Below are 18,197 nucleotides of genomic sequence, written 5' to 3' on the forward strand. Positions count from 1 at the left end.
AGGCGGGAACAGCCTATACCAACCCCGCCATGGACCTGATCTGCTGCGATTTGCAGCTTCCATCTTACCATCAGGACCAGACAGGACACCCATAACGAAACAGCGCCAACGCAAATGGCCGTCCACAATGCTGGTGGCAGAAAGTGGAATCAGGGCCTTCTCCTGCCTAACGGGCTGTTTTTATTAACATCAGGAGCGATAATAAAATACATCCGTGAACGAGACTCTACGCACCTTCTCCTTCTTACACACGTTTTCGGCGCAGACAGGGAGCGGGACAGCAAGCCACTGACTGACCACCACCATATGGACGAACGGGGATACACGCCGCAGCCTCGGCCTGAGGAGTTTCCTCTGTCGGTCACGTCTACAGGGAACACCCGTTACCCATCGTCCCCAGCCCCGCGATACGGGATATTTGCGGGGCTTCCTTGCGCGTAAACCGTTTTTGCGTTGCCCGGTCACATGCGCACATTATGATTGGCAACACAGAAAAAAAGGTAGCCAGATAATGGAAACGTTAACACTGCACATAAGCGGCATGACCTGCGATGGCTGCGTCGCCAACGTGGTGCGCGCGCTGGAAGGCGTGGAGGGCGTGGCGATGGCTGATGTCTCGCTGGAACAGGGCACCGCCCGTGTCACCTTCGATGGCCGCAGCACCAATCCTGCCGACCTGATCTCGGCGGTTGAAGATGCGGGATTTGACGTCTCCCCATAAGGCAGACGTGGTGGGCAGGCCATCGGTGCCTGCCCCACCCTTGACCTGATTATTCCACCGGCAGTGCGGCGGCGGCCTTGCGAATGGCCTTCGCCATGGCTTCCACGCCATTGCCCCGGTTGGTGGACAATGCCTGCACCAGCCCAAGATCGCGCAGGAATTTCGGGTCCGTATTCAGGATTTCATCGCGGCTGCGACCGGAATAAACCCGCAGCAGCAGCGCCACCAGACCGGATACGATGGCCGCATCCGATGTCCCGGCCAGATACAGGACGCCATCCTTTGGCTGGACTTCCATCCAGACCTGGCTCTGACATCCCGGCACGCGATGGGCGTCATCCTGCCATTCGGCGGGAAAAGGCGGCAGCTTGCGGCCCAGTTCGATAATATACTGGTAACGCTGCATCCAGTCATCGAACAGGGCCAGTTCATCACCGATCTCGGCAATGGCATCTGCGGCGGTATCGTCCTCTGGCTTCACGAAGGGGTCGGTCATCATCTTTCCTGTTACGCGCGGCCCGGTTGGGCGGATATCGGTCAACGTGCAAAAGGCCGCGCCTTCAGGCACGGCCCCTGCGCAGGCTCCAGTCTCGGCCTGTTACAGGATAAAGCGGCTCAGATCACCCTTGCGGGCCAGCGGAGCCACCTTTTCCTGCACATCGGCGGCGGTAATCTCCACATTCTGTCCGGCGCGGTCGGCGGCGGTGAAGGATACATCTTCCAGCAGGCGTTCCAGAACGGTAGCGAGACGCCGTGCGCCAATATTCTCCACCCGTTCATTGATATCAGCCGCCAGTTCCGCCAGTGCCCCGATCGCATCATCGGTAAAGGTCAGGGTAAGCTGTTCCGTCCCCAGCAGGGCGATATACTGCTGCAGCAGGGAGTGTTCGGGCTCCGTCAGGATACGGCGCAGGTCATCGCGCGTAAGCGACGCAAGTTCCACGCGGATCGGCAACCGCCCCTGCAGTTCGGGCAGCAGGTCGGACGGCTTGGCGATATGGAACGCCCCTGATGCAATGAACAGGATATGATCCGTGCGCACCGGCCCATATTTGGTGGAAACGGTTGTCCCTTCGATCAGCGGCAGCAGATCGCGCTGCACCCCTTCACGCGAGACATCGCCACCACGCGCGCCCCCTTCCGCAGAACGGGCGCAGACCTTGTCGATTTCATCAAGGAACACGATGCCATGATCCTGCGCGTGGACCACCGCCTCACGCGTCAGGGCGTCGGTGTCGAGCATCTTGTCCGCTTCCTGCCGGATCAGGGCGATGCGCGCGGCTGCCACCGTCATGCGCCGCTGCTGCGGCATGCGGTTCATGAAGCCCTTCATCATGTCGGAAAAGTTGATGACGGTGCCCGGCGTCATGTTCGGCATGTCCGCCTGCGCGGGGTTTCCGCCCTCGGCGATCGAGATCTCGACTTCCTTGTTTTCAAGCTCCCCATTACGCAGCATACGCCGGAACTTGTTCTTTGTATCGGCCGAGGCGCCTTCGCCCACCAAGGCATCAAGCAGGATATTTTCAGCAGCCAGTTCGGCTTTCGCTTCCACATCCTTGCGCCGCAGGTCGCGCAGCATGTTGATCGAAACCTCGACCAGATCACGCACGATGCTTTCCACGTCGCGCCCGACATAGCCGACTTCGGTAAACTTGGTGGCCTCGACCTTCAGGAACGGGGCCTGCGCCAGCTTGGCCAGACGGCGTGCGATCTCGGTCTTGCCGCAGCCCGTCGGACCGATCATGAGGATATTTTTGGGCACGACCTCGTCACGCATCGCATCGGTAAGCTGCGCACGGCGCCACCGGTTACGCAACGCGATGGCCACGGCGCGCTTCGCATCGCCCTGCCCGATAATGTAGCGGTCGAGTTCGGATACGATCTCACGCGGGGAATGATTGGGAATGTCCATTACGCCGCTCCATCCTGCGCGTCCGCACCCAGTGTTTCCACAATGACGGAATGGTTGGTGTAGACACAGATATCACCTGCGATCTTCATGGACCGCCGTGCGATATCAACCGCTGACAGCCCATCAACCCCCAGCAGGGCACGCGCGGCGGACAGGGCGTAATTGCCGCCCGAACCGATGGCGATGATCCCGTCTTCCGGCTCCAGCACGTCGCCATTACCGGTCAGGGTATAGGAATGTTCGGCATCAGCCACCGCCATCATCGCCTCAAGCCGGCGCAGGTAGCGGTCCGTCCGCCAGTCCTTGGCCAGTTCCACGCAGGCGCGTTCAAGCTGGTTGGGATAGCGTTCAAGCTTGTTTTCCAACCGTTCGAGCAGGGTAAAGGCATCAGCGGTCGCGCCTGCGAAACCTGCCAGTATCTGCCCGGTGGGACCGATGCGGCGGACCTTACGGGCGTTACCCTTGATGACGGTGGCGCCCAGCGTCACCTGTCCATCGCCGGCCATGGCCACCTGGCCTTCACGCCGGACACACAGAATGGTCGTACCATGCCACCCGACCGGGTCATGGGGAGATGAATGATGATCTTGCATGGTAATAGAGATAAAACCTTCTTCCGCCAGCACAAGGGGGCAGCACGGACATCACCCCCTGCCCTGCTATGCCCCCTGCGGGGCACGGTTCATGATACGGTCGATATGGGTGGCCAGGTCCGCGCGGGTGAAGGGCTTGTGCATGACATCGGCGCTACCGGCGGGCAGCGCACCCGCATTGGCATAGCCGGTCAGGTACAGAACCCGCAGGCCCGGTCGTAGCGCCTGAAGGCGATGCGCCGTTTCCAGTCCGCCCATGCCCGGCATCATCACATCCATGATGACCAGATCAACCGGTTCCAGCCCCTGTTCCATGGCCTGCACGGCGGCGGCACCACTGCCGTATTCCACCACGTCATGCCCGCGCGCGCGCAGGAAACCCGCCGTCACCGCCCGCACGCCCGGTTCATCATCCACCACCATGACATGCAGCGGCCGCCCGGTCGTGGCTCCACCCGTTGCGGTGGGCGTGCCCGCACCCGCAGGCAAGGCTTCCACCGCGCCCGCAGGCACCGGCAGGCACAGGTCAACGCGCGTCCCCTCGCCCGGCCTGCTGCGGACCTGCACCTCGCCACCCACATGCCGGATGAAACCATAGATCATCGACAGGCCCAGCCCGGTGCCGCGCCCCACATCCTTGGTGGTGAAAAAAGGCTCGAACACGCGGGCCAGCGTTTCGGGCGACATGCCAATACCCTGATCCGTAACCGAGACCATGACATAATCGCCCGGCACCAGATTGGTGCCCGCCACGATTTCCTTCACCCGCTTCAACGCCGTGGATACCCGGATCATGCCGCCTTCGGGCATGGCGTCCACAGCGTTGATGCACAGGTTGAGCACCGCCAGTTCAAGCTGGCCGGCATCGGTATTGACCGGCGGCAACCCGCCTTCGGACGCGCCCGTATCGACCACGATGGTACAGGGCACCCCACCACCCTTGCCCTGCCGGGATATGACGGTCTGGGCCAGCAGGTCGTTCATGCCATGCAGCAGGGCATTGACGTCCACCGGTTCCAGACTCAGGTCACGCGGGCGGCTGAAATTGAGCAGCCGTCGCGTAAGGGACGCACCGCGCTGTGCCGCGGCGGAGGCATTGTCCAGCAGCCGCGCCATCGGCCCCGTTTCCGGCCCCATGTCGCGCACCAGTTCAAGCGAACCCAGCACGGCGGTCAGCAGGTTGTTGAAATCATGCGCGATGCCACCGGCCAGTGTTCCCAGCGCCTGCATCTTTTCCGCCTGCCGCAGCCGGGCGGCCATTTCCTGCTGGCGGGTCACGTCACGATTGATGACGACGGAACACGCCGTGCCATCACCCAGCGCCCCCAGCACGACGCGGGTGATTTCCCGCCACCGGCCCTGCGCGCCACCACGGATATGGGCAGGCAGTTCGAGGGTTTCCTCATCCCGTCCTTCGGTATGCAGGCGTTCTTCCGCCGCCTGGATAACCGGCAGCAGTTCCGCGTCACACAGTTCCGCTTCCGTCCGGCCCAGACAGGATGCGATGTCGCGGCCATAGAAATCGGCGGCCTGCTGGTTGATGCGGATGAAGCGTCCCTGCGCGTCCTTGAAGCCCAGACCGGAACGCAGGTTGTCCAGCAGCCCGTGCAGCAGCCTGCGTTCGGTGCGCAGTTCACGTTCCAGCCGGTGGTAGTCCGCCGCCTGCACGATCATGGCGCGCAGGGCGTCGGGGTCCCATGGCTTGTGCGAATAGAACGAGATACGCCCCTGATTCAGGGCCGCCGCCACGGCGCCGATATCGGCATAGCCCGTCAGCAGGATCGCCTGCGCATCACATTTTTCACGCGCGCGGGCCAGCATCACGTCCCCGCCCATTTCGGGCATGCGCTGGTCGGATACGATCACGTCCACATCATTGCGGGTGGACAGGATCTCCAGCGCCCTGGCGGGGGATGTGGTGGACACGACGGTAAAGGCGTCTTCCAGCAGGTCGGTCAGGGCGACAAGGATTTCCGCCTCGTCATCCACCAGCAGGACGACAGGACGCGCCTGTACCGTGGAATCGGTATTCATTGATCTGCACCTCCGTGCTGCGGGGGTTCATTGCGCGCCAGGTATCCGGCCCCTGCGGGGGACTGGGCCGGTGGCAGGCTTTCACCACCCGGCCCCGCGTTCCACGGCACGGAAATGGTAAAGCGCGCGCCACCCTGCGGGGCCGTGCCGACCGACAGGCTGCCATGATGGGCCTGCACCACGCTGTAGGCTATGGCCAGCCCCAGCCCGGTTCCGGCCCCCACCGGCTTGGTTGTAAAAAACGGCTCGAAAATACGTTCCTGCACATCGGGCGGAATACCGGGGCCGCTATCGGTGATGACAAAGACGTAGCTGTCCTGTCCCTCCCCGTTATGCGTCAGGAATGTATGGATATCGATTTCCCCTTCCGCGATGCCGCTTCTTGTCGACATATCATCAGGCTGGGCCGCAAGAATTGCATCCGCCGCATTGCTGATAATATTCATGATGACCTGATTGAGCAGCGCCGCCTGACAGTACAGTCGTTCCGGCGCTTCATACCGCCGCCTGACCACGATCCCGCTGCCCAGTTTCTGGGTCAGCAGCGCCATCACCGTTTCCAGTGCTTCCGGCACGTCGATCAACTGGAACAGCCCTTCATCCAGCCGGGAAAATTTGCGCAGGTTCAGCACGAGGTTCTGGATACGCCGCAACCCCATGTTCATGGACCCCACCCGGTCGCGGCATTTGGTCAGGACGGTCTCGCGCGCCTCATGCGCGGGGTCAGTGCATGCGGCTTCCATCCCCAGCACGCGATCCAGCCCCCTGGCCACGGTATCCTTGTGGGCAAGGATGAAGGCCAGCGGGTTGTTGATTTCATGTGCAATACCCGCCACCAGTTCACCCAGCGAGGCCATCTTGGCGGTCTGCACCAGCTTGGCCTGTGTCTCGATCAGCTTGTGGTTGGCATCGGCCAGTTCACGGTTGGCCTGTTCCAGCGCTTCGGCCAGCGATGCCTTGGATGCGATGGCGGCGGCTTCCGCGCGCGCGCTCTTGACCGCGATTTCACGCGCCTGACGTTCCGTCTCGATCCGGCGCACGTCATCCTGCAGCAGCTTGCGCCGCACCAGAACGCGGATACGCAACGCCAGCGCGGCAGGCCCCACATCGCGTGAGACGAGATCATCTATCCCCGCCTCGAACACACGGGCCGCGAATTCCCGTGCATCGGGGCGCGCCGCGCCATCCACACCCAGTATGCGCAGCGGCACATTGCCCGACAGCAGATCCTCCTGCCGCCATTCATCCAGCCTGCGACAGACTTCAAGCCCGTCGAATTCCCGGCATGCAAGGTCGATCACCACACAGTCGGGCACATGTTCCGGGTCATGCAGCACGGACGGGTCCAGCAGGGCGGGATCATGACACAGGGTCACGATATGCCCGTCACGCCGCAACTGCCCGATCAGTTCGGGCACCGCCTGCTGCCGCGCGGGTTCGGGTGCGATCACCATGATACGCGCGCGGCGGAAGACCCGCTCCGGCCGCAGTGTGGGGGTATGGGCTGCGTGTTCGCGCAGCAGCGCGCGGATACGAAAGACGATCAGCGCCGGATCGGATGATTTGGGGATATACGCATCCGCCCCGCTTTCCAGTCCCTCGCGCTCAAGCCCCGGCTCGATCCCTTCGGTCAGGATCAGGACAGGGATCGTGCGCGTTACGGCATTCATGCGAAGCTGGCGGGCAAGCTGGCCGCCATTCATGCCGGGGAGGTGATAGTCCGCGATCACCAGACCGGGCAGACCCTCATCAAGGGTATCCAGCGCCGCCTCCCCGCTGGCCACGCGATGGACGTGAAAGCCGTGACCTTCCAGCATGCGGCGGATGCGCAGGGCCTGCGTGTCCGAATCCTCGACCAGCAGCAGCGTGTCGGGGTGATCCTCTCCGTTCGTCAGGGGCATCAGCGTGCGGTCATCCTTTCAGGGGGCTGTCGGCAAGGGTCTGGCCACCGGCCATAATCCTCATGATATGGGGGCTGATCTCATGCACCGGCAGGCTGATGCAGGCCGCACCCGCGCGTTCCGCCGCACCGGGCATGCCATGGATGACCGCCGTGCTGCGGTCTTCCACCACCGTATAGCCGCCGCGGGCGCGGATGCGGCCCAGCCCTTCCACGCCGTCTTCCCCCATGCCGGTCAGCAGCACGCCCAGACCATCGGAGCCAAAGACCTGTGCCACGGAAGAAAACAGCACGTCCGCCGAAGGGCGCTGCCCCTGTACGCGGGCGCCATCATGCAGCACGATCTCGCCGCGCGTGCCCAGCGTCATGTGCTGGTCGCCCGGCGCCACCAGAACGCGACCGCGTTCCAGTGGCATCCCGTGCCGCGCCAGCGTGACCGGCAGGGCCACCTGCTGGTCCAGCCATTGCGCGAACCCTTCCATGAAGGCGTGGCCCATATGCTGCACCAGCACGACCGGCAGCCCGAAATCGGCGGGCAGGTCGCCCAGTACGCGCGCAAAGGCGGTCGGCCCGCCGGTAGAGGCGGCAAGGGCAAGAATCCGCGGGCGGATATCAAGCGGGCGCGTCCACATGCCCTTATGCCGGAAGGGTTCGGCCTGTAGCAGCCTGCGCCGGATGACCGGCACCTGGCTCATGATATAAAGCTGGGTCGCGATCGCATGCGCCCCCGTTCCCCCTGCGGCGCCGCACAGGCCCTGCGGTTTCTCGATCACCGCCAGTGCCCCAGACCGCAGTGCGTTCATGGATATCCGCGTGGCTTCCCCACCCACCGTATCGCTGACAATGACGATGGGTGTAGGGAAATGCGCCATGATCTGGCGGGTGGCTTCCAGCCCGTCCATGCCCGGCAGGCAGATATCCATCGAAATCACGTCCGGCCGCAGGAGCGGGACAAGCCGCAGCGCCTCCTCCGCCGTTTCCACAGCTTCGAGCAGTTCAAGCCGGGGATCGCCCGCGACCACGCGCGTCAGCAGGTGGCGCAGCACCGCCGAATCCTCGACAACCAGCACCCGGCGGGGGCGCTGGTCCGTGATGGTGCTCACAACAGGCCCCTGATGGTGTCGATCAGTTCGCCCTGATCGAATTTCTGCTTGGTCAGATAGGCCCGCGCGCCCCCTTCCATGCCACGGCGCACGTCATCGCCATCGTCGCGCGATGTCATCAGCACCACCGGAATGCCCGCCAGATGCGGATCGGCCTGCATGGCCGCCAGTAGCCCAAACCCGTCCATGCGCGGCATTTCAACATCGGTCACCACCACATCGACATGCCGCGAGGACTGCTGGAGCAGGGCAAGCGCCTCCTCCCCGTCGACAGCCAGACAGACATCGTAACCGTGGGACTGAAGGATCGTTTTCTGCAATGTCCGGGTCGTGATCGAATCATCCACCACCATCACCAGCGGCGCATGACGCACGGGCACGATGGGGGCGGCGCTGTCCACATCGCTGAAGCGTACGACACCGGCATTGCCGCGCAGCCGCCAGCGCGCGAAAAGCCGGTCGGGACTGAGGACGAAAACCGGCTGGTCGTCGCGTGCCCACGCAATACCGGGCACCAGTTCACTGTCCAGCCCCACGGCGGTCGCATCGGATACCAGCAGGGTGCGCACATCCAGCATCCGTTCCACCGCGAACCCGCAGCGCACGCCATCGACTTCCATCACCGCCACGCTGACCGCGCCGTCACGGACCGGCAGGGCGGCATCCTCATCCCCACAAAGGCGTGGGGGGGGACCAGCGCCACCAGTTCCTCCTCCGGGGGGGCGATCTCGGGCGGGTTCCATCGGGGATGGGGCACCACGCCGAACGGCATGCCGTTGAGCATGCGGATTTCCTCGCGCCTTATGCGCAGCAGGTGCCGTATGACCCGACCGGGCAGACCCAGCGTCTGGCCCGCGTTTTCCACCAGCAGCACGGTGCGCTGCCGCTGGGATACCGGCACGGTCAGGGTTACGGTCGTGCCCGCGGGCTGGCGCTGTTCCATACGCACGGTGCCGTGCAGCGCGCGCGCCGCCTCGGCCACGACCGACAGGCCGACCCCGCGCCCGGCCAGACTGTCCGCCTGTCCGCGCGTGGAAAATCCCGGCTCGAACACGCGCGCCAGCAACTGCCGCGCATCCAGCGGCGCATCGGCATGGACCAGCCCCTGCCCCGCCGCCCGCGCGGCAATGGCGCGCAGGTCCGGGCCGCGCCCGTCATCACTGACCGCAACCTGCAGCCGCACCCCGGTCAGGGTGACGGAAATGGTGATGTTGAGCCGTTCCGACTTGCCCGCCTTCAGCCGCTGGGCACGGGTTTCATGCCCGTGGACAATGGCGTTGCGCACCAGGTGGATGACCGGATCGCGCAGCGCCTGCATCACCCGGCGTTCGGTCTGCACCCCCATGCCCGACATGTGCACTTCCACACCGGCTTCCGGGCCGCCATGTTCGCGCGCGATACGCCGCGCCATGGCCGCAAGCGAACCGAACACGCTTTCGGCGGGCACGAGGGTTACCGCATGCACTTCCTCCCCCAGCCGCAGCAGCGCGCGGTCGATCTGCCCGGCCATGAGTTCGCGCTCGCGCCCCACCGCCATGAGCCTGCGGGTCATGCGGGCGAATTCGGCCACCGGGTCGGCGCGCATGTGTTCGGGCGCGTGCATCACCGCGCGCTGGTCCGCCAGCAGGTCCATGACCTGCCCCCACAACCGTTCATGCCGGTCCGCCACCGACATGAGATCATGCACGGCAGATGCCAGCGCATCGAGCCGCGCCACCGGCACCTGCACATAGGCCGGATTGTCCACCTGCACGGAAACATCCTCCACCACATCCGTATCCGGCGGGGCGGAGGTCATGAGCAGGTCGATTTCGTCCAGCGTGTCGGTTATGGCCTTCAGGTCGGCAGCATCCGGCAGCGATCCCGCCGCCAGCAATGTTGAAAGACGGTTTTCAAGCGTATGGGCCACGCCTTCGACAACCGGCAGTTCCACCGCGCGGGCCGCCCCCTTGAGGGAGTGGACACGACGGAAGATTTCCGCAACCGCCCGCGCATCTGGGCAGCCCGCCGCCACAATGCCCCGTATGGCGCGGAGGTGGTCGCGGTATTCCGCATCGAATACCGCCAGCAGTTCGTCCCTGAGATTGTCCACGGCCCGGCCGTCAGGTCCGGTAGCGCGCGGAAATGGTCAGGAGCTGCTTGGACAGCTTGCCAAGGTTGCTGGCCGACACTTCCAGATTACGGGTGCCCGCCGATGTCTGCTGGCTGGCCTGACGGATGCTCTGCAGCGCGGTCATGACCTGCTCGATACCGATCTGCTGCTGGTTGGTTGACGCCACGATCTGCTGGAAGGCGTGGACCCCTTCCTCGATCCCGCCGGTCATGCGCTCGATGGTGCGGTAGGCGATGTCGGTCCGCTCCTTGCCCGCCGAGACGCGCTTGACCGCTTCTTCCGTCAGCATGACCGATGTGTTGATGCCGCGCTGGATGTCGCCCAGTATGGCGCGCACGTTCTGCGTTGCATCGCGCGACTGGTCGGCGAGGATCTTCATCTCGGCCGCCACCACGGCGAAGGAGCGGCCATGCTCGCCCGCCGCAGCCGCCTCGATCGCGGCATTGAGTGCGAGCAGGTGCGAACGCTCCGACAGGTCATTGACGGTGGCGATGATCTCACTGATCGCCTCGGTGCGTTCGGACAGCGCCACGATGTTCGACGCCACCGCTTCGGCCCCGTCATGGGTGTGGGCCATGGCGCGGGCGGTTTCCTCCACCGCTTCCAGACCGCTGGCGGAACTGTGGACGATCACCTCCGCCGAGGAAATCACTTCCCGCGCGCGCTTGCTGATCTGGGCGCCGGAATGGGTGATCTCATCCACGGTTGCGGCGGTTTCCTGCACGGCGGCGAACTGTTCTTCCACGCTCGCGGCCTGCTGCTGGGTGGATGCACGGATCTCCGCCACGGCGGCATCAAGGTTCTGGGTGACTTCCCCGCTCTGCCGGGCGATTTCGCGCAGCCCGTCGATCATCCGGTTCAGTCCCGCCGCAAGGCGCGCGACCTCGTCACGTTCCTCGCCCATGCCGCCAACCTTGGCGCGGGTGGCAAGGTCGCCCTGCCCCACACGTTCCATTACATGCATGATGGATGATATCGGCTCCATGATCGACCGGCGGGTCCAGAAGGTGACGATCAGCGCCACCACAACCGCGACCCCCATGCCAATGGCAAGCGAACGGCGGCTGTAATCATAGGATGCCGCCCCCTGCGTTTCCGCCACCTGCACCCCGTGATCCAGCAGGGACGCCGCCCGCCCGACCAGCATGTCGATCGACTGTTCGCGGCTGTCGATGCGCGATGCCTGCTCGCGCACGCTGTCATCATTCGTCGCCCGCATGGCCTGGAACAGCAGCCCCGCGCCATGGGTATCCATCTGGAACTGGCTGGAAATATCACGTAGCTGGCTGGCTACGGTGTTGAACATCTCGCGCTGGTCATCGCTGCGGGCAAGGCGTCCGGCCTCTTCCGCGCGTGACAGCACGCCTGCCAGCAGCCCTTCTTCCTCGCGCGCCTTTTCGTCCCAGCTTGCAATGGCATCTTCCAGCACGGCAGGCGCGGTCTGGAAATCACGCGCGTAATAATGCGCCAGAATGGCGAGACGCCGGGCGACAAGATCGTTTTCGTTCGCACGGATATGGGTCAGTTCACGATAGACCGACAGGTCGCGCGTGACGATGATGGTCATTTCATCGCGCACCTCCCGGATCTGCCCCAGCGCGTAGATACCCAGCGATACCAGCAGCAGGACACCGACCATGAAGCCGAACAGCAGGCGATTGGCGATTGTCACGGGATTTCACACTCCGACATAACGGGAAGAAAACAGGCGCGCGGGGTCGATGACCGTCAGGCTGCGCCCGTCGGGCAGGCCAACCTGCGGAAAGCCGGACGGGGTCAGCGGCGCGGGCGTTCCGGCCACGTCCACCGTACCGGCCGCCGATGTGGCCAGAAGGGCGATGCGACCGAGCGGGATACTGGAAACCGAGCGCAGCAGCAGCATCACGCCCGGCTTTTCCAGCCGCGCCCCACCCAGCAGCACCGACAGGTCGAACACGGTATACAGATCACCCTGATAACCATGCACGCCCCGCACGCCGGGGGGGCAGTCAGGACGGCGGGGCATATCGCTCCATACCGGGTCGGTCACGCGCAGCACGGCATGCAGGTCCACCCCGCACGCCTGCCCCGCCAGATCAAGCATGACAAGCGGTCGGGCCGCCATGGCATGCCGGTCATCCCCGCCCCGCGCCGCCATGCTGCGCGCGCGGGCACGCATGACGCGGCGGGCAAAATCGTCCCGGCCGATGGGCTGCGTCTCCCCGTCATTCCCCATCATGAGGAGACCCGCGCATCCCGCGCCACCGGCATGTCACCGACCTGCTGCGCCAGCCGGAGCAGGCCGCCTGCGGTCAGTCCGCCCCCATCGGGCAGGATCGTGTCGGGCGGGCAGCGGCGCACCAGTGCGATCATCTGCTCGCGCAGCCTGCGCGCCTGCGCCCGCCCACCGGCCTCTTCCAGCAGGCGGGCAAGGTAGCAATGCGCCATGACATGGTTGCGGCACAGATAGATGACCCGGCGGAACGATTCCTCCGCCTGCAGGCAGGAGCCTTCGCCCCATGCCAGCACGGCGAACAGGAAGTGAATGCTGGCATCGACGGGATTGCGCGCCAGATAGTCACGGCACATCTGCATGCCGCGCCGGACATGACCGCTATCGGCCACACGCCTGATCTCGGCGGCGATGCCGGCGCTGTCCACGCTTTGTGCGGGCGGCGCATCATGCACCGGCCTGCGCCGGGGAACGGCGGGAGGCGCTGGCGGCATCGGGGCCGGTTCACACACTGGCGGCACGCGGAAAGCCAGCGTGCCGGGCAGACGCACGGTTTCGAGAAGCGGCGCGAAATCGCATAGCGGTTCGGAATGCCCCTGCAGAAGCCAGCCTTCGGGCGCAAGCCGACCGGCCATGGCTTTTACCAGGGCCGCCACCTGCGCCTGTTCAAAATAGATCAGCACATTGCGGCACAGGATCAGATCGAAGGGACCGGCAGGCCCGCAATCGGGCTGCAGCAGGTCAAGGATGTTGCTGTAGCGGAAGCGGACCATGCGGCGGTAACGCTCATGCAGCCGCCATGTGCGCGGGGTTACGGGGGTAAACCAGCCCTGACGCCGGGCGGGGGGAATGTCGCGCAGGGTCCATGCACTGAATTCCGCCTGCCGGGCCTGTTCCAGCGCACGGCTGCTTATGTCGGTGCCAAGGATCTCGATATGCCAGTCGCATGGCTCCATCCCCGCTTCTTCCAGAAGGCGGGTCAGCAGGATGGCGATGGAATAGGGTTCCGCCCCGTTGGAGCAGCCGACACTCCATATCCGAAGATGGCGGGTTGCGGCAGCCCTGCGGATCAGTTGCGGCAGGATGGTATGTTCAAGCGCCTGAAACTGCTCGGCATAACGGAAGAAGAATGTTTCCCCGATCGTGATGGCGGATTCCAGTTCCTGCCATTCGGCATCCCCGCGCGCACCATCGGACAGGAGCGCGAGATAGTCATGACACGTGGCACAGCCATGCAGAAGCATACGCGCGCCCACCGCCTGTTTCAGCAGGTCGGTCTTGTCCACGTAGTAATGCAGCCCGGTGCGCTGGGTCACAGCACTGACCAGCCGCCGGAAACCCGCAGGCGGAAAGGCCACCGATCCGGTCATGGCCTGCATTCCCCTTCCCCTTCGTCAGCCGCCCATAATGCGGCGCGGGCACGCGTGCGTTCCATCAGGTCATCAAGGCGCATGCGCTCATCCCGGCTCAGGATGTCGGACATATGCAGCATAAATGCAATACTGCCATCCTTCAGTTCCAGTTCCTGCCCCGTGGCATGTGCGCCCTGCGGGCCGCCGTCCAACATGCCAGGCGACACGGTTGCAGGGTGCGCGACCTCGCACGCCATGTCCACCAGCAGCGCCACCTGCCCGCCACCGGGCAGGCTGCACAGAAGCAGCGGGCGGTAGAGCAGGTCCACCGGCTGGCTGAGCGCCTGCGTCCGCTCCCCCAGCAGGACGCACAGATCCAGCACCACGACCATTGCCGCCCCCAGCCGGAACCAGCCCGATACATGCGGCGGCATGACTGCCATGGGCAGCAGTTCGGGCACCGGCATGCATTCACGCACCACCAGCCCCGCAGGCAGCCCATACTGCCGCGCGCCCACCCGAAAGATCATGACGGGCGCTGCATTGGCGCGGGCATGTTCCTGCCCGCTGCCGTTATGTGTTCTGGCGTGATCCATGCCGGTGCCGCAACCTGCTGTTTCCCATATGCACAAGGCAGAAGTTTGCATTTAATACAAGCCGTCGCTACCTCGGTCAGGAATGCGTTTCCTACAATCCGGGGAAGCTGCCCCGTGGCCGGAGTCTTGTTTTGATGGACAGTTCCTTTTCCAACCGTTCCCAGGACCGTGCGCTGCCACCCGAAACCGGTAGCGGAAAAGGGTGGGGCGTGGCGCGTATCGTGCGGGTCGCGGTGTGGTCCGTTTTCTACTTCCTGTTCTATCTGGTGCAGCAGGTATCCGAACTGGTGGCCCCGCTTGTCCTGATCCTTGGCATTGGATGGAGCGCGCTGCCCCATATCGTGAGCATCGTCAGCAGCGCCGCGGGTGGCGACCCGCAGACCCGCGACATGATCGCGCGCGTGGCGCATTCCATTCCCGACCATGTGGAGTTCGGATCGCACCTGCTGACACCGTCATCGCTGGTATTCGACGGGCTGCTGCTCATGGCCGCCGCCGCCCTGTGCGCCACATTGTCGACCATTGCCGCGCGTACCATGTAAGCCCATCAGGGACACATCCCCATGTTCCGCCTGCACGATGTCAGTTACGCCTATGGTGGCAGCCGCACGGCGCAAGCCGCGCTGTCGCATATCAGTCTGGATGTGCCGCAGGGTGAATTCCGCTGGCTGCTGGGGCCATCGGGGGCGGGAAAATCGTCCCTTCTGTCCATTCTGGCGCTGGAGGCGCAGGCCAGTGCGGGCATGGTGGAAATACTGGGCGTGCCCGTCATGCAGGCGCGACGCGGTGCGCTTGCGCGGCTGCGGCGGCGCATTGGCGCCGTGTATCAGGATTTCCGCCTGCTGCCCGACCTGAACGTATTTGACAATGTGGCCCTGCCGCTGCGACTGCAGCACCGCGCGGAAGCCGAAATCAGCCACGAGGTACATGCCATCATGAAATGGGTGGGGCTGGAAACCCGGCTGGACGCCCTGCCGCCGCAGCTTTCGGGCGGGGAGCAGCAGCGCGTGGCGATCGCGCGCGCGGTGATCTACCGCCCTGCCCTGCTGGTGGCGGATGAACCGACCAACGCGCTTGACGACCGTCAGGCCGCGCGCCTGCTTGCGATGTTCCACCGGCTGGCGGAACTGGGCACCACCATCGTGGTTGCGACCCATAACGATTCCATCGTGCGCAAATACCCTGCCCCCGCCATCGAACTGGCGCATGGTCATCTGGTGCGGGATTACCGCTAATGGCCCGGCAGCGCTACCATGACGGACTGGCCCTGCATCAGGCGCTGCCGGGGCGTTTCCTGCCCTTCCTTGTCGGGGCCATGACATTTCTTGCGGCCCTTGCGCTGGCGGGCGGCATCGCGGCCCATGCCCTGTCGCAACGCTGGACGCATGGCGCAGGCGCGGTCACGACCGTACAGGTACCAAACCCCGATGACCCTGCGGCCGCGAATGTCGGGGGCGCTTCCCCCGCCGCGACGCGCATCCACGCCGTGCAGGACATCCTTGCCACCACGCCCGCCATTACCGCCGCCCACCGCCTGACGGATGCGGAACTGCGCGCGCTGCTGGCCCCGTGGATCGAACAGACCGGTGATGGCAGCCTGCCGCTTCCCGCCGTGATCGAGGTCCATATCGCCCCCACTCGCAACCCCGACAATGCCCTGCTGGCGCGGTTGCAGGCCAGCGCGCCGGGAACCATGGTGGAGCATGACAGCGTATGGAGTGACAGGCTTGCAGCCCTGGCGGGCAGTCTTCAGGCCTGTGCGCTGCTGGCGGTGCTGATTGTCATGACGGTTGCGGTATGCGTGGTCATGGCCGCCACCCGCGCGGGGCTTCAGACCCGGCGACAGGCCATTGCGCTGATCCATTCGCTGGGTGCGACCGATGGGTACATATCCGGCCGGTTTTCCAGCCGTGTGGGGCTGCTGGCCCTTGGCGGCGGGTTATGCGGGGGTGTCCTCGCCCTGCCCATGCTGCTGGCCATGTCCCATCTCGCAGCGCCCTTCACCGCCACGGCCGATACCCTGCCCACCATGGGCATGGAGTGGCGCAATCCGCGCATGCTGCTCGATCTGCTGCCGCATGCGCTGTTATGGATGTTGCTGGCCCTGCCCCCCGCAGCCGGGCTTACGGGATGGATCACGACGCAACTGACGGTCCGGGCGTGGCTGCGTCGCCTGCCATGAAATCGCGCCTGCGCGTACGCACCCGGCTTCGTCGCACGGTGATCGGGACCGGCCTGCTGGTGGCCATCATCGCATGGGTCATCGGACTGGGGTGGTTCATCCATGACGCGATGCGCGCCCCTGCCCCGCCACCGCATTCGGACGGGATCGTGGCGCTGACAGGTGGACAGGGCCGGATCGAGGAATCCCTGCGCCTGCTGGCCCGGGGCGATGCCGATAGGCTGCTTATTTCGGGCGTGGACCTGCATGCGACACTGGGGGATTTCCTGCGCCACCAGCCGCAACCCGTGCCGCTGCGGCTGTGGTCACGTACCACGCTGGGCCGCCGCGCCACGTCCACGCTGGGCAATGCGGATGAAACGGCTGCGTGGGTGCGTGACCATGACATTCACAGTCTGATCGTCGTCACGGCGGGCTATCATATCCGCCGCGCCATGCTGGAGATTTCGCGCACCGCGCCCGATGTCCGGCTCCACGCCTACCCGATCCGATCCCCCGCACTGCGTCACCTGCTGCACCCCGCCACGCTGCGGCTTATGGTGCTGGAATATGATAAATGGCTGCTGGCCTGTCTGGACATGGCGCGACTGACCCGTCCGGTGCATACCCTGTTCAACCATGGCGATACCCGCCCCGGCATCGGCCCCCATATGGGCTGACAGGGCGGATGGCTTGTCCTGCGGGCGGTTTTCTGGTGTTAGGGTAGCCGCCTTCCGCACTGATGGACCCGTTTGTGATGACCTTACTGCGCGCGCTTGCATTCAACCTGTATTTCATACTGCTGACCATCGTGATGGGGATCATGGCCTTTCCCATCCGGCTGGTCGCACCGGGACGCGCGCTTGCCTATGCCAAGCTGTGGACGGCGCTGACCCTGCGCGGGCTGTGCCGTATCTGCAATATCGACATACAGGTCAGCGGCAGGGAGAACCTGCCCGCCGGTCCGTGCCTGCTGGCATGCCAGCACCAGTCCATGTTTGACACGCTGGTATGGATGAATCTGGTGCCGCGCCCGACCTATGTGATGAAGCGGGAACTGGAGCGCATTCCACTGGTCGGTCCCATGCTGCGGCTGAGCGGCATGATCCCCGTTGACCGCGATGGCAAGGCCAGGGCCCTGCGCGCCCTGCTGGCCGAGGCCGATCGGGCCGTAAGCGACAATCGCCAGATCATCATCTTCCCCGAAGGCACGCGCAGGCCGCCCGGCGCGCCGATTTCCCTTCAGCCTGGAATCGCCGCCCTGTCCGGCCATACCCGCGTGCCGGTCATTCCCGTCGCTACCGATGCGGGATTGCACTGGGGCCCCAATGCGCTGGTCAAACAGCCGGGCACGATCCACATCGTCATTGGCGCGCCGCTGCCCGATGGCCTGCGTCGTGCGCAGCTTCTGCCCGCCATTGGCGCGGCATGGCGGGAACTGTGCGCGGGCCATGCCCTGCCGCTTCCCGCACCCGATACGACGACCTGATTACACGAACA

16 protein-coding genes and 1 pseudogene are annotated in these 18,197 nt (G+C 64.9%); 6 read left to right on the top strand and 11 right to left on the bottom strand.

What is annotated here, in order from left to right; translation table 11 throughout:
- Window positions 1-511: 511 nt before the first annotated feature.
- Entirely contained in the window at window positions 512-721 is a 210-nt protein-coding gene (locus tag KSAC_RS05735; RefSeq protein ID WP_102323252.1) for a heavy-metal-associated domain-containing protein, read from the top strand.
- 49 nt (window positions 722-770) lie between these two features.
- Here the strand turns inward: KSAC_RS05735 and KSAC_RS05740 are convergent, their stop codons facing one another.
- From KSAC_RS05740 to KSAC_RS05790, 11 genes and pseudogenes are all read right to left on the bottom strand, one after another.
- Complete coding sequence (locus tag KSAC_RS05740) at window positions 771-1,217, bottom strand: SufE family protein (protein WP_174234152.1); 447 nt, start codon at window positions 1,215-1,217, stop codon at window positions 771-773.
- A 102-nt stretch (window positions 1,218-1,319) separates the two neighbouring features.
- Window positions 1,320-2,633, bottom strand: a complete 1,314-nt coding sequence (gene hslU / locus KSAC_RS05745) for an ATP-dependent protease ATPase subunit HslU (protein ID WP_132304663.1) — start codon at window positions 2,631-2,633, stop codon at window positions 1,320-1,322.
- Window positions 2,633-3,226, bottom strand: coding sequence for an ATP-dependent protease subunit HslV (gene hslV / locus KSAC_RS05750; RefSeq protein ID WP_102324150.1), 594 nt, complete (start codon window positions 3,224-3,226; stop codon window positions 2,633-2,635). The genes hslU and hslV overlap by 1 nt, the downstream gene beginning before the upstream one ends.
- Window positions 3,227-3,292: 66 nt before the next feature.
- Window positions 3,293-5,260, bottom strand: a complete 1,968-nt coding sequence (locus KSAC_RS05755) for a response regulator (protein WP_132304665.1) — start codon at window positions 5,258-5,260, stop codon at window positions 3,293-3,295.
- Window positions 5,257-7,161, bottom strand: a complete 1,905-nt coding sequence (locus tag KSAC_RS05760) for a response regulator (protein WP_243705322.1) — start codon at window positions 7,159-7,161, stop codon at window positions 5,257-5,259. The genes KSAC_RS05755 and KSAC_RS05760 overlap by 4 nt, the downstream gene beginning before the upstream one ends.
- A 10-nt stretch (window positions 7,162-7,171) precedes the next feature.
- Window positions 7,172-8,263 (bottom strand): chemotaxis-specific protein-glutamate methyltransferase CheB, encoded by a 1,092-nt coding sequence (gene cheB, locus KSAC_RS05765; RefSeq protein ID WP_102323248.1) that lies wholly within the window; start codon window positions 8,261-8,263, stop codon window positions 7,172-7,174.
- Window positions 8,260-10,355: pseudogene (locus KSAC_RS05770) on the bottom strand (hybrid sensor histidine kinase/response regulator). Before KSAC_RS05770 ends, cheB begins: the two are co-directional and overlap by 4 nt.
- A 10-nt stretch (window positions 10,356-10,365) precedes the next feature.
- The gene (locus KSAC_RS05775) at window positions 10,366-12,048 is read right to left on the bottom strand and encodes a methyl-accepting chemotaxis protein (RefSeq protein WP_102323246.1); all 1,683 of its coding nucleotides are present in this window, start codon (window positions 12,046-12,048) and stop codon (window positions 10,366-10,368) included.
- A gap of 6 nt (window positions 12,049-12,054) precedes the next feature.
- Window positions 12,055-12,594 (bottom strand): chemotaxis protein CheW, encoded by a 540-nt coding sequence (locus KSAC_RS05780; RefSeq protein WP_408884746.1) that lies wholly within the window; start codon window positions 12,592-12,594, stop codon window positions 12,055-12,057.
- Window positions 12,591-13,958: a CheR family methyltransferase gene (locus tag KSAC_RS05785; RefSeq protein WP_132304667.1), complete on the bottom strand. Its 1,368-nt coding sequence runs from the start codon at window positions 13,956-13,958 to the stop codon at window positions 12,591-12,593. Before KSAC_RS05785 ends, KSAC_RS05780 begins: the two co-directional genes overlap by 4 nt.
- Window positions 13,955-14,536 (bottom strand): chemotaxis protein CheW, encoded by a 582-nt coding sequence (locus KSAC_RS05790; RefSeq protein ID WP_132304669.1) that lies wholly within the window; start codon window positions 14,534-14,536, stop codon window positions 13,955-13,957. Before KSAC_RS05790 ends, KSAC_RS05785 begins: the two co-directional genes overlap by 4 nt.
- Before the next feature lie 134 nt (window positions 14,537-14,670).
- Here KSAC_RS05790 and KSAC_RS05795 point away from each other — a divergent pair, with 134 nt between their 5' ends.
- The 5 genes from KSAC_RS05795 (at window position 14,671) to KSAC_RS05815 (ending at window position 18,186) form a co-directional block, all read left to right on the top strand.
- A complete protein-coding gene (locus KSAC_RS05795) occupies window positions 14,671-15,078 on the top strand; it encodes a hypothetical protein (protein ID WP_132304671.1) in 408 nt (135 codons plus the stop codon).
- A gap of 21 nt (window positions 15,079-15,099) precedes the next feature.
- Window positions 15,100-15,771 (top strand): cell division ATP-binding protein FtsE, encoded by a 672-nt coding sequence (locus KSAC_RS05800; RefSeq protein WP_110546456.1) that lies wholly within the window; start codon window positions 15,100-15,102, stop codon window positions 15,769-15,771.
- Window positions 15,771-16,718: a cell division protein FtsX gene (locus tag KSAC_RS05805; protein ID WP_132304673.1), complete on the top strand. Its 948-nt coding sequence runs from the start codon at window positions 15,771-15,773 to the stop codon at window positions 16,716-16,718. Before KSAC_RS05800 ends, KSAC_RS05805 begins: the two co-directional genes overlap by 1 nt.
- Window positions 16,697-17,377: a YdcF family protein gene (locus KSAC_RS05810; RefSeq protein ID WP_408884747.1), complete on the top strand. Its 681-nt coding sequence runs from the start codon at window positions 16,697-16,699 to the stop codon at window positions 17,375-17,377. The genes KSAC_RS05805 and KSAC_RS05810 overlap by 22 nt, the downstream gene beginning before the upstream one ends.
- A 77-nt stretch (window positions 17,378-17,454) precedes the next feature.
- Window positions 17,455-18,186 (top strand): lysophospholipid acyltransferase family protein, encoded by a 732-nt coding sequence (locus KSAC_RS05815; RefSeq protein WP_165927290.1) that lies wholly within the window; start codon window positions 17,455-17,457, stop codon window positions 18,184-18,186.
- Window positions 18,187-18,197 lie beyond the last annotated feature (11 nt).

Origin of the sequence: Komagataeibacter saccharivorans, from assembly GCF_004348195.1 — a bacterium.
Taxonomy (GTDB): domain Bacteria; phylum Pseudomonadota; class Alphaproteobacteria; order Acetobacterales; family Acetobacteraceae; genus Komagataeibacter; species Komagataeibacter saccharivorans.

What these genes read in the sequence shown, in the direction of transcription:
- KSAC_RS05815 (WP_165927290.1), top strand. Translation starts at nt 17,455, where the DNA reads ATGACCTTACTGCGCGCGCTTGCATTCAACCTGTATTTCATACTGCTG.
- KSAC_RS05790 (WP_132304669.1), bottom strand. Translation starts at nt 14,536, where the DNA reads ATGGATCACGCCAGAACACATAACGGCAGCGGGCAGGAACATGCCCGC.
- KSAC_RS05760 (WP_243705322.1), bottom strand. Translation starts at nt 7,161, where the DNA reads ATGCCCCTGACGAACGGAGAGGATCACCCCGACACGCTGCTGCTGGTC.
- hslV (WP_102324150.1), bottom strand. Translation starts at nt 3,226, where the DNA reads ATGCAAGATCATCATTCATCTCCCCATGACCCGGTCGGGTGGCATGGT.
- KSAC_RS05735 (WP_102323252.1), top strand. Translation starts at nt 512, where the DNA reads ATGGAAACGTTAACACTGCACATAAGCGGCATGACCTGCGATGGCTGC.
- KSAC_RS05785 (WP_132304667.1), bottom strand. Translation starts at nt 13,958, where the DNA reads ATGACCGGATCGGTGGCCTTTCCGCCTGCGGGTTTCCGGCGGCTGGTC.
- KSAC_RS05800 (WP_110546456.1), top strand. Translation starts at nt 15,100, where the DNA reads ATGTTCCGCCTGCACGATGTCAGTTACGCCTATGGTGGCAGCCGCACG.
- KSAC_RS05805 (WP_132304673.1), top strand. Translation starts at nt 15,771, where the DNA reads ATGGCCCGGCAGCGCTACCATGACGGACTGGCCCTGCATCAGGCGCTG.
- KSAC_RS05755 (WP_132304665.1), bottom strand. Translation starts at nt 5,260, where the DNA reads ATGAATACCGATTCCACGGTACAGGCGCGTCCTGTCGTCCTGCTGGTG.
- hslU (WP_132304663.1), bottom strand. Translation starts at nt 2,633, where the DNA reads ATGGACATTCCCAATCATTCCCCGCGTGAGATCGTATCCGAACTCGAC.
- KSAC_RS05740 (WP_174234152.1), bottom strand. Translation starts at nt 1,217, where the DNA reads ATGACCGACCCCTTCGTGAAGCCAGAGGACGATACCGCCGCAGATGCC.
- KSAC_RS05780 (WP_408884746.1), bottom strand. Translation starts at nt 12,594, where the DNA reads ATGATGGGGAATGACGGGGAGACGCAGCCCATCGGCCGGGACGATTTT.
- KSAC_RS05795 (WP_132304671.1), top strand. Translation starts at nt 14,671, where the DNA reads ATGGACAGTTCCTTTTCCAACCGTTCCCAGGACCGTGCGCTGCCACCC.